Source organism: Entomomonas sp. E7T21, from assembly GCF_058693955.1.
Genome location: NZ_CP191672.1, coordinates 1,958,202 through 1,970,642 on the forward strand (window position 1 = coordinate 1,958,202; position 12,441 = coordinate 1,970,642).

15 protein-coding genes and 1 riboswitch are annotated in these 12,441 nt (G+C 33.9%); of the genes, 6 read left to right on the top strand and 9 right to left on the bottom strand.

From position 1 onward, the window contains the following. Positions 1-38: 38 nt before the first annotated feature. The 3 genes from ACQVD9_RS09470 to ACQVD9_RS09480 form a co-directional block, all read right to left on the bottom strand. Positions 39-656, bottom strand: a complete 618-nt coding sequence (locus ACQVD9_RS09470; protein WP_264745795.1) for a trimeric intracellular cation channel family protein — start codon at positions 654-656, stop codon at positions 39-41. Positions 657-722: 66 nt separating this feature from the next. Next, positions 723-813: riboswitch (glycine riboswitch) on the bottom strand. 164 nt (positions 814-977) lie between these two features. Then, the gene (locus tag ACQVD9_RS09475; protein ID WP_264745796.1) at positions 978-1,424 is read right to left on the bottom strand and encodes a transthyretin-like family protein; all 447 of its coding nucleotides are present in this window, start codon (positions 1,422-1,424) and stop codon (positions 978-980) included. Between the two features lie 28 nt (positions 1,425-1,452). Next, positions 1,453-1,890: an META domain-containing protein gene (locus ACQVD9_RS09480; protein WP_264745797.1), complete on the bottom strand. Its 438-nt coding sequence runs from the start codon at positions 1,888-1,890 to the stop codon at positions 1,453-1,455. A 164-nt stretch (positions 1,891-2,054) separates the two neighbouring features. Here ACQVD9_RS09480 and ACQVD9_RS09485 point away from each other — a divergent pair, with 164 nt between their 5' ends. After that, positions 2,055-2,447: a DUF2388 domain-containing protein gene (locus tag ACQVD9_RS09485; RefSeq protein ID WP_264745798.1), complete on the top strand. Its 393-nt coding sequence runs from the start codon at positions 2,055-2,057 to the stop codon at positions 2,445-2,447. A 41-nt stretch (positions 2,448-2,488) separates the two neighbouring features. On the opposite strand, the gene ACQVD9_RS09490 is transcribed toward ACQVD9_RS09485, so the two are convergent. Further along, complete coding sequence (locus tag ACQVD9_RS09490; protein WP_264745799.1) at positions 2,489-2,875, bottom strand: YchJ family protein; 387 nt, start codon at positions 2,873-2,875, stop codon at positions 2,489-2,491. Positions 2,876-3,112: 237 nt separating this feature from the next. Between ACQVD9_RS09490 and ACQVD9_RS09495 the strand changes: the two genes are divergently transcribed. The 3 genes from ACQVD9_RS09495 (at position 3,113) to ACQVD9_RS09505 (ending at position 6,536) form a co-directional block, all read left to right on the top strand. Beyond that, positions 3,113-4,501 (top strand): aspartate aminotransferase family protein, encoded by a 1,389-nt coding sequence (locus tag ACQVD9_RS09495; RefSeq protein WP_264747882.1) that lies wholly within the window; start codon positions 3,113-3,115, stop codon positions 4,499-4,501. A 63-nt stretch (positions 4,502-4,564) separates the two neighbouring features. Next, positions 4,565-5,653, top strand: a complete 1,089-nt coding sequence (locus tag ACQVD9_RS09500; RefSeq protein ID WP_264745800.1) for a GNAT family N-acetyltransferase — start codon at positions 4,565-4,567, stop codon at positions 5,651-5,653. Continuing rightward, positions 5,646-6,536: an arginase family protein gene (locus ACQVD9_RS09505; protein WP_264745801.1), complete on the top strand. Its 891-nt coding sequence runs from the start codon at positions 5,646-5,648 to the stop codon at positions 6,534-6,536. The genes ACQVD9_RS09500 and ACQVD9_RS09505 overlap by 8 nt, the downstream gene beginning before the upstream one ends. Here ACQVD9_RS09505 and ACQVD9_RS09510 read toward each other — a convergent pair. The 5 genes from ACQVD9_RS09510 to ACQVD9_RS09530 are packed head-to-tail and all read right to left on the bottom strand — an operon-like array spanning position 6,531 to position 10,183. After that, positions 6,531-7,724 (bottom strand): DegT/DnrJ/EryC1/StrS family aminotransferase, encoded by a 1,194-nt coding sequence (locus tag ACQVD9_RS09510; RefSeq protein WP_264745802.1) that lies wholly within the window; start codon positions 7,722-7,724, stop codon positions 6,531-6,533. The two genes, ACQVD9_RS09505 and ACQVD9_RS09510, sit on opposite strands and share 6 nt — an antisense overlap. Positions 7,725-7,744: 20 nt before the next feature. Beyond that, positions 7,745-8,182: a DMT family transporter gene (locus ACQVD9_RS09515; protein ID WP_264745803.1), complete on the bottom strand. Its 438-nt coding sequence runs from the start codon at positions 8,180-8,182 to the stop codon at positions 7,745-7,747. Continuing rightward, complete coding sequence (locus tag ACQVD9_RS09520; protein ID WP_264745804.1) at positions 8,182-8,538, bottom strand: DMT family transporter; 357 nt, start codon at positions 8,536-8,538, stop codon at positions 8,182-8,184. The genes ACQVD9_RS09515 and ACQVD9_RS09520 overlap by 1 nt, the downstream gene beginning before the upstream one ends. Continuing rightward, positions 8,526-9,401 (bottom strand): alpha/beta hydrolase, encoded by an 876-nt coding sequence (locus ACQVD9_RS09525; RefSeq protein ID WP_264745805.1) that lies wholly within the window; start codon positions 9,399-9,401, stop codon positions 8,526-8,528. Before ACQVD9_RS09525 ends, ACQVD9_RS09520 begins: the two co-directional genes overlap by 13 nt. 5 nt (positions 9,402-9,406) lie before the next feature. After that, entirely contained in the window at positions 9,407-10,183 is a 777-nt protein-coding gene (locus tag ACQVD9_RS09530; RefSeq protein ID WP_264745806.1) for an MtnX-like HAD-IB family phosphatase, read from the bottom strand. Positions 10,184-10,339: 156 nt separating this feature from the next. On the opposite strand from ACQVD9_RS09530, the gene ACQVD9_RS09535 reads away from it, so the two are divergent. Together ACQVD9_RS09535 and ACQVD9_RS09540 are read left to right on the top strand one after the other, a co-directional pair. Continuing rightward, positions 10,340-11,080 carry a winged helix-turn-helix domain-containing protein gene (locus tag ACQVD9_RS09535; RefSeq protein ID WP_264745807.1) on the top strand — a complete coding sequence of 247 codons (741 nt, stop codon included), beginning with the start codon at positions 10,340-10,342 and terminating at the stop codon, positions 11,078-11,080. Next, positions 11,077-12,414 carry an ATP-binding protein gene (locus ACQVD9_RS09540; protein WP_264745808.1) on the top strand — a complete coding sequence of 446 codons (1,338 nt, stop codon included), beginning with the start codon at positions 11,077-11,079 and terminating at the stop codon, positions 12,412-12,414. Before ACQVD9_RS09535 ends, ACQVD9_RS09540 begins: the two co-directional genes overlap by 4 nt. Positions 12,415-12,441 lie beyond the last annotated feature (27 nt).

Consider the following 12,441-nt stretch of genomic DNA (forward strand, 5'->3'; position numbering starts at 1 on the left):
TACATTATATAATATAGTGTATCTGTTATTAGTGGTCTTTAATGCATATTGTCATCGTAGGTAAAAGTAGGAATTCGCCAACTGTATTTAATAGCTAACAATCTTAATAACAAGCCACCACTTAAACAAAGTAAAGTGGCTGTATTGTCATTAACTTGAAAATGTAATAAAGCTAAATACGCTACACCTGTACAAAGCGATACACTGGCATAAAGTTCTTTTTGAAAAACTAAAGGTACCTGATTACACAATACATCACGTAATACACCACCCGATACTCCTGTTAGCATTCCAGCAATTAGCACAACCATTGTAGGGCAGTTAAGCTCTCTAGCAATAGCACAACCGATCAGAGTAAAAGCTACTAAACCTAAACCATCTAGTATTAAGAAAATAGTGCGCAGATAATGTAGCCAGCGAGCCACAAAAGTAGTAATAAGTGCTGCGCCAATGGTGTAATATAAGAATTCAGGATGTTTTACCCAACCTAAAGGGTAATGTCCTAAAATAACGTCACGAACAGAACCACCACCTAGTGCAGTAACACAAGCAATAGTAACAACACCAAATAGATCCATACGTTGCCGACCTGCTGATAATGCACCCGTCACGGCTTCAGCAGTAATTGCGATCAAATAAATAACATGCAATAACATTAAATAGAACTCCAGAAACAGCGATAGAGAAACCATTGCTAAGCAATGTAACAATAATTTCTTTGCCGCTCCCGCTGTCCTTTTGCCTGAGAGTTTAGCAGTATGACTGCGTGCCCCTTCGGCGGGTCAGTTAAGACCTCTCTCCAGATCGGCTGATATTGACGCAGTTATTATTATCATTAGATAAGGCCTGAGCGATTATGGGAGTATGCGCCTTCGGCGGGAATTGTGAAAAATTCCTCTCTCCTACGTCTTGGGGCAAGATTATAGCGAATAACTATAGAAAATGTAAGCGAATAAAATAATAAAGTAATTTTCTAATTATTGGTTAAATAAAACCAGCTCATCTACTTTTTCATAAGGTGGATTTATATCATCACTTACTTGATAAAAAACTGTTTTAGTGGATAAATCTATATTAGCCCTTATATATTTCAAGCCATATCCTAAGCCAGATATTTGCCATAAAAATTGTTCTGTACCTGCATCTACTATTAATTGATAGAAAAATCCTAACTCATCATCAGGTACTTGTTTTATAAAACCCATACAAGCAGGGGATAGTGAAAAATATCCTGTTAGATCAGTTACTGTGGATTTATCATCACAAGTAGTCAACAAATATATTCTGGCATTTATTACAGGTTGATTATCAAAAGAAAGAACTCCTACTAATTCTGGAGAACTATAATAAACTTGCATGTTATTATTAGGTGTCTGCTGACAGCCAGCAACTAATATAAATAGAGCTAATAAATATTTTTTCATGTAATCAATTTAATTTTATTATAATTCATTAATGTATACCATTTTTCACTAAGTTGCTACAACGGCTTTCTTGACCATTGGTCACACAAACCATCTGTTCAGTAAGATCAAACTCTACAGACATATCAAAAGGATTGATAACAGACCAAATAAAGGATTTTTCACCATCCACTACATTCACATCAAATAAATAAGTAGGAGCACCTAAGATATTTCCAGGGCCTGAGTTTGCTACCTCACAAAATTGCTCTAATGTAAATTTTCCCTGAGCATCAGTGACTACTGTTGCTGTATTACAAATACTGGAAGATAAAGTTATCTGTACATGGGGAACAGTATTTCCTTGCTTTTTTACAACCCCATTAATATGAGGATGAATACTTGATTCATTATTAGTTGTCTTATTACTGTGTTGGCAAGCCACTAGTAGCAATAAACAGCTTATTACTATTAAAGATTTTTTCATTAATTATTAGCTCAATAATTGATTAGTTTAGAGAATTATATATTAAACTTTCATTAAGTTACTCATATTATCCATAAATTATTATAAGTAACTATATATTTTATATAAGATAATGATAGAATAATTGCAACACGAATCATTAGAAAGGGAACTTAAGTCTAAATATGATAGTTAAATCATCATTTAAGAAAGTAATAGCTTTCTCTGCATTACTTGCTTTATTTTCAACGACAACGTCAAAAGCAGAAATAGTGCAAGAAATAACAGAAGGCTGTTCTAGTCAAGCTATTGTTTCTGGATTATGTATCCTTTTAAGCCCATTCTATACAACAACTATTATTGTAGTAGTACCTTCTGAATGGTCAGGAACAGCCTTTGGCGCCAAATCAAAAATTATCTATAATGCTAAAAACGATGCCGCTACCTTTGTAGCAACTAATGGTCAATTAAAAGGTACTTATTTAGAGGCTGCATTTAATTTATTACGTCATGAAAAGCCAGATTATAAAAGAGTAGATGATATGGCTCTTGCTAAGGCTATTTTAGCATTTAACTAATAAACGACTGAACAAATAAACTAGCTATAAATTAGCTAGTTTTAAGATACTTTACCATCAATATAAAACCATTTTTGTTCGCTATAAATAAAACGACTCACCTCATGCATTCTTTCTAGCTTACCATTCGCCTCATAAAAAGCATCAAAATCTACAAAAGCTTCATTGGCATTATTGCTATCCCATGCTTTATTAATAATAAGCTTTATCCATTGAATAGATTGATCATTCTCTAAGGTAGCAATGTTTGGTCTAGTACTTTTATGCCATGTATTATTGATATAAGCTGTTAATTTTAAGACATACGCACTATAACGTGAACGCATTAATTGTTCAGCAGTCATTGGTAATTTCATATCAACATGATAAGGCTGACAGCATTCACTATATAACTTATTAATATCACAAGGGCAGGCTGTGTTAGTCATTTGCTTTTCTCTAGCGCTTAAATTTTAGAAATTATAGCTAATAATCAGTAATAGTGTGTAATACACCTTTTAACAATAATAAATATTCATATATCTGTCAGAATAAGTAACTTTTGTCACAAAACCTATACACTAATGATATATTTTAAATGTGAATTTTTTTTGATAATGCTCCATGTTCTAATTATTAAATAAAGATGGATTTTGGAGTAACTCATGAGTAAACCAACCCCAGAGATGGTAAATAGCCGTCCTGATGATGCTGCGCTTTTAGCTGATGAAGCAAAATACTGTTCTTTTGGTGATACTGTTCACTATGTTGAACCACCAAAGATCTTTGATGGCTGTGAAGGCAGCTACATGTATGATAAAGAAGGTAAAGCTTACCTTGATTTACAAATGTGGTATTCAGCTTGTAACTTTGGTTATGCTAATGAACGTTTAAATAATGTACTTAAAAACCAAATAGATACTTTACCACAGTGTGCAAGCCAATATCTTCATCCTACTAAAATCGAATTGGCTAAAACGATTGCTGAAGGCATGAAACAAAAGTTTGGTTATGATGGAAGAGTACATTTTAACGTCGGTGGTGCACAGTGTATTGAAGACTCTTTAAAAGTTGTACGAAATGCTACGGGTGGCAAAACGCTTATGTTTGCTTTCCAAGGTGGTTATCATGGACGTACTTTAGGTGCTTCATCTATCACCTCTAGTTATCGTTATCGTCGTCGTTATGGTCATTTTGGTGATCGAGCGATGTTTGTTCCATTTCCATATCCTTTCCGTCGACCTAAAGGTATGACAGCAGAAGAATACGGCGAATATTTAGTAGATGATTTTGCTCGCTTATTTGAAACAGAATATCATGGTGTTTGGGACCCTAAAGTTGGCCAAGCTGAGTACGCAGCATTCTATGCTGAACCTCTACAAGCAACAGGTGGTTATATTATTCCACCACCAAATTACTTTAAAGGATTAAAGAAAGTACTTGATCAATATGGCATTTTATTAGTGGTCGATGAAATTCAAATGGGTTTCTATCGTACAGGTAAATTATGGTCTATTGAACATTTTGATGTAAAACCTGATGTGGTGGTATTTGCTAAAGCCTTAACCAATGGTTTAAATCCACTAGGTGGGTTATGGGCTCGTGAAGAGTTAATTAATCCTACAGTATTCCCGCCAGGGTCTACTCACTCGACTTTTGCATCTAACCCATTGGGTACAGCAGTAGGGCTTGAAGTATTAAAAATGACGGCTGAACATGACTATGAAACAATGGTTATGGAAAGTGGTGCATATTTCCTTGAGGGCTTAAGAAGCTTAGAAAAACGCCATAAAGAAATTGGTGAGGTTGATGGCTTAGGTCTTGCGCTTCGTGCTGAAATTTGTACGGAAGATGGGTTTACAGCTAATAAAGCATTAGTAGATAAAATGGTTGATATTGGTATGTCAGGTGACCTTGATTGGAATGGCCAAAAAATGGGCTTAGTACTAGATATCGGTGGTTACTATAAAAATGTTATTACTTTTGCACCTTCTTTACTTATCTCTAAACAAGAGATTGATCAAGGTATAGAGTTACTTGATCAGTTAATTACTAGAGCTAAGAAAGAGTTATAATAAGTTGAAAGATAATTAATATTAGGCTGTTTTATGGCCTAATATTATTATCCTATAAAAACAATGAAATATATTAATCAACTTGAACCAGACGGATTAATCGAAAATTTTCTGACTAATCCACCTAACAATTTTAATGCTTGGTTAGCAGAGGGTGGAGTGCCTGTTTTTTCTGCTAAATTTGACTTATTAACCACAGCTGATAGTGATTTCCGCCAAAAAATTCAAAAGATACCTTTTTATACTAAATGGTCTAAATTATTACAACCAAAAACGTGCTTTATTGGTACTACTGTTTCTGAATACTCATTATTAACAAATATAGTCAAAGCTGATTTATTAGCCAATCAAATCAAACAACAATATGCTAAAGATTTCCCTTTCTTGATTGTCAAAGATATTCCCCAAAACTCACCTTTACAAAGTCAACAAGCTAATGACTACTCTCAAGCATTTATTAAAGCTTTAAAGAGCAATGGATTTATTGAGATAGAAGGGCAAGCATTAGCATGGGTACCAGTGGATTATGAAAATATTGATGATTATTTATCAAAATTTTCTGCTAGCCGACGTAAAGATTTTCGACGTAAGCTAAAATTGCGTGAAAAGATTGATATCAATGTATTGCAGGGTGGGGATGAGTGTTTTTTTGAACAATCAATATTAGATACCTATTACCAACTATATTTAAATGTTTATGAACAAAGTGAAGTTCATTTTGACTTATTAACTAAAGCTTTTTTTACTCAATTATTACAAGATAAGCAAACTGGAACTAAAATTTTTACTTACCATCATCAAAACGAGCTGATTGGCTATAATATTTGTTTTGTAGTAAATGATATGCTAGTCGATAAGTATATTGGTCTTGTATACCCAGCGGCTAGAGATTTTAATCTTTATTATATTAGTTGGTTTCATAATTTAGAATATGCTAAGCAGAATGGATTAAAATACTATATTGCAGGTTGGACAGATCCACAAGTCAAAGCTTCCTTAGGTGCACAATTCTCCTTTACTCAACATATGGTGTATATACGTAACCCATTATTAAGGGCTATTCTACGTAAATTAAGCAGTCGATTTGAGAGTGATCGCACATGGCGTGATTCACATACCAATATTAATAATAAGGAGGGTAAACATGTATAGCCCCATTATTCTTAATTTTGATCAAAGCATTGGTGATATAAAAGATGCTCTGACATTTGATTTAACTGATTGGCAAGATTCAATTCGGTTTGGCTGTTCAATGAGCAAATATAAAGAATTAGCAACTCAGCTTGAGCAATTGTTACCGGAGACCTATGGTACCGTATTGATGGGTAGTGGCGATTATCACCATATTACATTACTATTAATTGAACGTTTAAAGAAACTTTATAATCCTAAAAATCCTATTCAAGTTGTTGTTTTTGATAACCATCCCGATAATATGCGCTATTTATTTGGTATTCATTGTGGTTCATGGGTTAGTTATGTTGCACAATTACCTTTTGTGAGTCATGTCCATGTATTAGGTATTACGTCAAATGATATTGGAGTAGCCCACCTATGGGAAAACAGATTACGTCCATTATTGGGTAATAAATTATCTTATTGGTGTATGGATGTTGATACTTCATGGGCTAAAAGATTAGGGTTAGGTAAAGCATTCCATCATTTTAATTCCCCTGATGAGCTCATTGCAGATTTTTTATTTCATCAGTACCATAGTTCACAACCAATCTATTTATCAATTGATAAAGATGTACTCAGTGAGGAAACTATACGGACTAATTGGGATCAAGGAAAGTTACAGACTTATCATATACTTGATAGTATTTCTGCATTGTCTAGTCGAATTATTGGTAGCGATATTACAGGTGATGTTTCTAGCTGGCAGTGTAAAAGTTGGTGGAAGCGTCTTTTGAGTTCATTTGATGGACAACCAGTAGTTCCAATAGAGACTTTACAACAGTGGCAAATAGCACAACAAAAATTAAATACTCAACTGGTAGAAGCATTAAGCAACTGTCACAACCATTCGTTATAAACAACTCTTTATAGTCTGACAAATAGCTTTAAAATGTGTATTGTCAAGCCATAGACTATTGGTAATAGTTAACATTCTATCAGCAAAATCTTGTGCATTAGGCATTGGTATTTGTGGTACAACTTTATTTAAATATTGATAGTTGGGAAGACTATCAATAAATAAGCGACTAACACCCAGTGGCTCTTGCCATAATTTATTTAAAATATCATCTCTAATATTTTTTGAGGGTAGCAATATCATTAAAAAAGGCCATGTACCCTTATTATTATTTTCTTCAATAACATGTACTCCTTTTATTTCTTGTAATTGTTTAATACGACATAATGCTTGATTTGTAGTTTTTTCAATAAAGTAGGGTAGCCGACTAACAGCTTTAGCTGCTATATGTTGTCTAAACTTGCTTACTTGATGAAGTGGCAGCTTAAAACTAAAATTATCACCCACAGCCTCAATCAATTGCTTATTTTTTAGCAATTTTCGTCTTGGATTACCATAAACAAAATGCAACCCAAAAGGATTATATAATGCTGTATAACCTAGTAATTCAATAGAGCGGCGCAATTCCCAAGCTATATTGGTTGGAATAATTGATTGAGCAGTTTCTACCAGTTGATTTCTTAAAATAGAATCATGAGCAGTTAATAATCCACCTTCATATAAAGTTAACCCTTTCCCAGCTGCTAAGCTAAAAAAAGTTATATCACCATATATACCTACACTTGCCCCTAGTGCTTGTGCAGCATCTTCAATAACAGTTATATCATAAGCTTCTGCAAGCCTTTTAACCTGTTGCACATCAGCTACTCTACCACCAAGATGAGTAGGAATAACTGCAAGTATTTGATCACTCATTAATGACTCTAAGTGAGTAAAATCAAAATCAAAAGAATTAACAGTCAAATCACATAATTTTACGTGAAGCCCACAATGATGAATAGCTAAAACCACTAAGGGACAGGTGTAAGCAGGAATAATCACATACTTTCGTTGTGAGTTATTGTTAGATAATGTAGTTAACGCAATAACTAAAGCAGCTGTTCCTGAGCATGTAAGTTGTAAAGGAGGAAGATCAAAAAGTTGGCCAATCTGCAGGGATAGATCCTTGTTTGTTGGCAGCCAATCACTCCAATGAGCAGGCAAGCCCGCTGTAGGTGGAATTTCATGGTAGCGTTGAAACACTGACATCAGAAGCCCCTTTAAAGCAATTAAGAGTTGTTTAATTCTGTATTAGTTTGCTTTTGTTGTTTATCAACTTCCTCTAAAAATTGCTTATTAATTTTCTTTTCTGCTAATGCTAAGAATACAATACCAACAACAATAAATACTGCTCCAATAAATCTAATCCAAGTGATTTGTTCATTAAATAACCATACAGAAGCAATCATTACAGTGACTACTTCAAGGTGTGAAGCAGCAAATGCAGGGCCAATAGGTGCTTTTTTTAATAAAATCATCCAAGTAAAGAATGCACCAATATAACCTAAAATAGCGGTATATACCCAATGATTAGTAAATACACGAATAACCCAGTCAAGGCTAGCCTCAAGGGGTTCTGCATGGATAGCAGTAAATTTAAAACTACTCTGACCAAGGGTATCAAATAGCAATAATAAGGCAAAACCTATTAGGTAAAATTTACGCATTATGAAACCCCTACTAAAATAACACCAATAGTGATTAAAACCATACCTATAATACGATGGAGAGTAAGGAGTTCACGAAATATAATTCGTCCCACAATCATTACAGCAATAATATTAATAGAGCCTAATAAAATACCTTGAGAAAGGGGAACTAAGGTTAAAAAAGCTAACCATAAAAAGAACTCTGAGACATAAGCACCAATACCAATCCATAACCAATAATTACGAAATAGATCTAGCCAATAATGCCAACCCTCTCTATTATTAGGGGCAACTGCAGCAAATTTGAAGGCTATTTGGCCAATAGTGTCAAAAAAAACATTAGCAATCCATAGGGTAATAACTAAAGGGGACATGACAACTCTGTCTCCTGTAAGCTCTCAACTGAATAGTTATTAGTGGTGTTTTGAGCAAGCTTTTCAAAAAAGCAAACAGACTCTTTAATAACATCTCGGCGCTGACGATCAATAGTTATCAAATGATAACTATCATTTAATACAACAAGTTTTGTTGGACCTGACACATATTTTTCTACTAAACGAGCATTTGTATTAATATTAGCAACATCATCATGGGCAGAATGCATAATCAAGCAAGGACTTGTTACTTGTGGTAATTGTTTACGAACTAATTTAGCCAATAATTGCATTTCTGCTAAAGCTGGGAATGGATTACCAGCAAGTCCTGCTGCGGCACTATCACCATTTAACATACTTTCTGAAACGGTAGCTCGAATACGTTCATCTTTTAAACCATAAGGTGGTTTTTCAATAAAAGATGTTTGTTGAAAAATGCCAACTTTTTTAAACCAAACTAATAAGAAAAACAACTTCTTAGCCCATAATGGCATACTCCAACCATCATATTTAAAGGTTGGGCCAAATACACCAACACCTTTAATCTGTTCTGGTCTTTCTGCGGCTAGTTTTAATGAAAGTAGGGCGCCCATAGAAAGGCCAGCAACAAAAATATTATCAACTTTCTCCGCTAAGAAATCAGCCGCATCCTCAACACTTTTATACCAATCTTGCCAAGTCGTTTTACATAAATCAGCTTCATCACCACAATGGCCTGCTAGTTGCATACCATAAACAGTAAAACCAGCTTTGTTTAAACCTTTGGCAACAATCCGCATCTCATTAGGGGTACCTGTTAATCCATGAATTAACAATACACCATTTCGGTTACCTGGCATAAAATAGCTTGAATCTTGTATCATCTTACTTACTCTATAGACATAGCAGCAATAGTATGGTGTCTGCTATTTACTTCATTATGTGCCGATGTCGCTAAGATTGTAGGTAATGCCGTTAGTGCATCAGCAAAATTACGAATTTTATAGTGATTAATTGAGTGTTGCTCACAATAATTGATTAATTTATCTTTAGCTAAAACTAAATCAACTTTATGAGAAACACAGTAATCAGAGGCACCATCCCCAACATATAATACATTGTAAAAATGTTGTCGTTGTTTTTGCAGATGAGCACATTTGCAATTACCACTTGCTTTAATACATCCTGATGAAGCATATGGAAAGTCAAGACGCCAACTGCGATTATTATCATGTAATAGTCTATTGGCAAAAACTGGCAACATACTGAGGTTATGCCGTTTTAAGATAGATTGAATAGCATAATCCAAGCCATCGCTTACAACATGAACCACAATATCTTCATCTAATGCTTTATGAACAAATGCTGTAAAGTCAGGATCAATCTCTACTTGTGCTAATACTTTATCTAATTCATCAAGACTAGCATCCATTAATGCTATTTGTTTACTCATGCATTCTTGAGAACCAATAACACCTGCAAGCCACTGTTCCTCTAAATCCTCACAACCCTCCTTACCGAAATGACTTAATAAAATATCTGTCACATCCTTTAGGCTAATTGTGCCATCAAAGTCACAAAGAATTATTGGTTTTTGTGACTCAACGCCGTAAACAGGAAGAGATTGAAAGAAAATATTTTCTGAAATTGATAAGAAATTGTTCATACTTTTTACCAAATCTTTAAAATTAAAGTAGAATTAATCTACGACTTTAGGAGTATATTATAAAGATTTGAAATTAATGTTTGTTCATGCTTTGTATATATTCTGTAACAGCAAGGGATTATCAAACAAACTAGGCTAGTAAGTAGTTTGGAGAAAATGAAATCAATGACTGAAAAAATATTAATTGTAGAAGACGATAATCGTCTAGCTAACCTTATCAAAACCTATCTTTCGCACCATGATTATGAAGTTCAATGGCATGAAAGAGGGGATACTGCCGAGGAAGTAATTCGTGATTTAAAACCAGATTTAATTATTCTGGATGTAATGTTACCAGGCAAATCAGGGTTTGATATTTGCCGAGATATACAGTCTTGGTTTAATGGTTTTATCTTAATTATGACAGCCAGTGAGGATAATATTGACGAAATCGTCGGATTAGAACTTGGCGCAGATGATTATTTAGCAAAACCAGTTGAGCCAAGACTATTGCTTGCTCGAATTAGAGCCTTATTACGCCGTAAACAAATAGATTCAACATATATTGACACAACAACTGTAAAACCATTAATTAGTACAGACAATTTATTAGTATTTGGTGAACTAATAATTAACTACGAAAACCGTAAAGTAACACTGAATCAGCAGGAAATTGATTTAACTACGGCAGAGTTTGATTTATTGTGGTTGCTTGCTACACATGTTGGACAAATCTTGTCACGAGATGATATTTTTTCTCAAGTTAGGGGTTTTGATTTTGATGGTAGTGACCGCTCAATTGATGCGCGAATATCCCGTTTACGTCGGAAATTGCTTGATGATCCAGATAATCCCCGCCGTATAAAAACGGTTAGAGGTAAAGGTTATCTCTTCTTAAGAGAGGAAGATAGTCATTGAATAAATTATCAATCAAGGCATTATTTAATAAACGAATAATAGTCTATTTAGTTATTTTATTAATTTTACAATGTCTAATTGCTTACAGCGCATTATTAGTTTTTGATGCATTACCCCAGTCTATAACAGGAGTACCAGAAGATCATATTGTACAGCGTGACTCTCAACGAGGTGCAGTTAATTTAATTCGTATGCAAATTGATGAGCATAAAGATATACCTATCCAACAAGTTATTGATAATTTACAGCCTTATTTTGGTTATCCAATCCATGTTGTATCTATTGATACAACATTAGCTCCAGAAGTGAAAAAAGAATTTGATCAATATGACTATGCTTATGACGAGACACAAGATATCTTATATGCAAATTTAGATAATGGTCATATGCTTGTACTAGGACCTATTTTAATGCGTGATATTCTTGAATCAGATGTTATGTCATTTGGTTTATTTTTATTTCTTTGGTCATTATTTAGTGCAGCCATATTTTTTATTTTGATATATTTTGCTTTTGCACAGTTTTGGAAAGATTTAGTTAATATTCGCCAAACTGCAGAGCAATTAGGTCAGGGTAATTTGAAGGCTAGGGCAAAATCAGCAAAAAGTTGGTTATTTAAGCCCTTAGCAAGCGTATTAAATAATATGGGAACACATATTGAGTACTTGGTTACATCCAGTCAAACAATCTCCCATGCAATGGCACATGAGTTACGAACCCCTTTAGCCCGTATGCGTTTTGGCCTTGATATGTTCTATGAAGCTAATAACGAACAAGAAAAGTTAGAGCTTTGTAAAGGAATGGATGATGATATTAATGAGTTAGAGTCATTAATAAATGCCAGTCTAAATTATTTTAAAATGCAACAAAACAAAATTGAGCTCAATTTATCTGAAGTATCTTTAACTAAATGGAGCAATAGATTGTGTAACTCATTGAAGTTATTTAAACCGAATAGCTTTAAACTGATTTGTAAAGTCGAAGATGATATAGCATTAATTGATATCCAATTAGCTGATACCATTGTTACCAATTTACTACTTAATGCTTTTAAATATGCAACAAATAAAACCATACTAAATCTTAGTAAAAAAGAAGATTTAATAGTCATTGAAGTAGATGATGATGGCCCAGGGATTCCTATTAATGCTAGAGAAAAAGTATTTATGCCTTTTTCAAGACTTGATAATAGTCGAACAAGAACTACTGGGGGGTATGGCCTTGGTTTAGCTTATGTAAAATTAATTGCAGAATTTCATCATGGTAGCGCTTTTGTTGTCACTAGCTCTTTAGGAGGGGCTCGATTTATTGTTACATTAAAATCTGGTGCGTAAGTTAATAAAACTAAAAAATACATTTCA

What these genes read in the sequence shown, in the direction of transcription:
- ACQVD9_RS09470 (WP_264745795.1), bottom strand. Translation starts at nt 656, where the DNA reads ATGTTATTGCATGTTATTTATTTGATCGCAATTACTGCTGAAGCCGTG.
- ACQVD9_RS09475 (WP_264745796.1), bottom strand. Translation starts at nt 1,424, where the DNA reads ATGAAAAAATATTTATTAGCTCTATTTATATTAGTTGCTGGCTGTCAG.
- ACQVD9_RS09480 (WP_264745797.1), bottom strand. Translation starts at nt 1,890, where the DNA reads ATGAAAAAATCTTTAATAGTAATAAGCTGTTTATTGCTACTAGTGGCT.
- ACQVD9_RS09485 (WP_264745798.1), top strand. Translation starts at nt 2,055, where the DNA reads ATGATAGTTAAATCATCATTTAAGAAAGTAATAGCTTTCTCTGCATTA.
- ACQVD9_RS09490 (WP_264745799.1), bottom strand. Translation starts at nt 2,875, where the DNA reads ATGACTAACACAGCCTGCCCTTGTGATATTAATAAGTTATATAGTGAA.
- ACQVD9_RS09495 (WP_264747882.1), top strand. Translation starts at nt 3,113, where the DNA reads ATGGTAAATAGCCGTCCTGATGATGCTGCGCTTTTAGCTGATGAAGCA.
- ACQVD9_RS09500 (WP_264745800.1), top strand. Translation starts at nt 4,565, where the DNA reads ATGAAATATATTAATCAACTTGAACCAGACGGATTAATCGAAAATTTT.
- ACQVD9_RS09505 (WP_264745801.1), top strand. Translation starts at nt 5,646, where the DNA reads ATGTATAGCCCCATTATTCTTAATTTTGATCAAAGCATTGGTGATATA.
- ACQVD9_RS09510 (WP_264745802.1), bottom strand. Translation starts at nt 7,724, where the DNA reads ATGTCAGTGTTTCAACGCTACCATGAAATTCCACCTACAGCGGGCTTG.
- ACQVD9_RS09515 (WP_264745803.1), bottom strand. Translation starts at nt 8,182, where the DNA reads ATGCGTAAATTTTACCTAATAGGTTTTGCCTTATTATTGCTATTTGAT.
- ACQVD9_RS09520 (WP_264745804.1), bottom strand. Translation starts at nt 8,538, where the DNA reads ATGTCCCCTTTAGTTATTACCCTATGGATTGCTAATGTTTTTTTTGAC.
- ACQVD9_RS09525 (WP_264745805.1), bottom strand. Translation starts at nt 9,401, where the DNA reads ATGATACAAGATTCAAGCTATTTTATGCCAGGTAACCGAAATGGTGTA.
- ACQVD9_RS09530 (WP_264745806.1), bottom strand. Translation starts at nt 10,183, where the DNA reads ATGAACAATTTCTTATCAATTTCAGAAAATATTTTCTTTCAATCTCTT.
- ACQVD9_RS09535 (WP_264745807.1), top strand. Translation starts at nt 10,340, where the DNA reads ATGAAATCAATGACTGAAAAAATATTAATTGTAGAAGACGATAATCGT.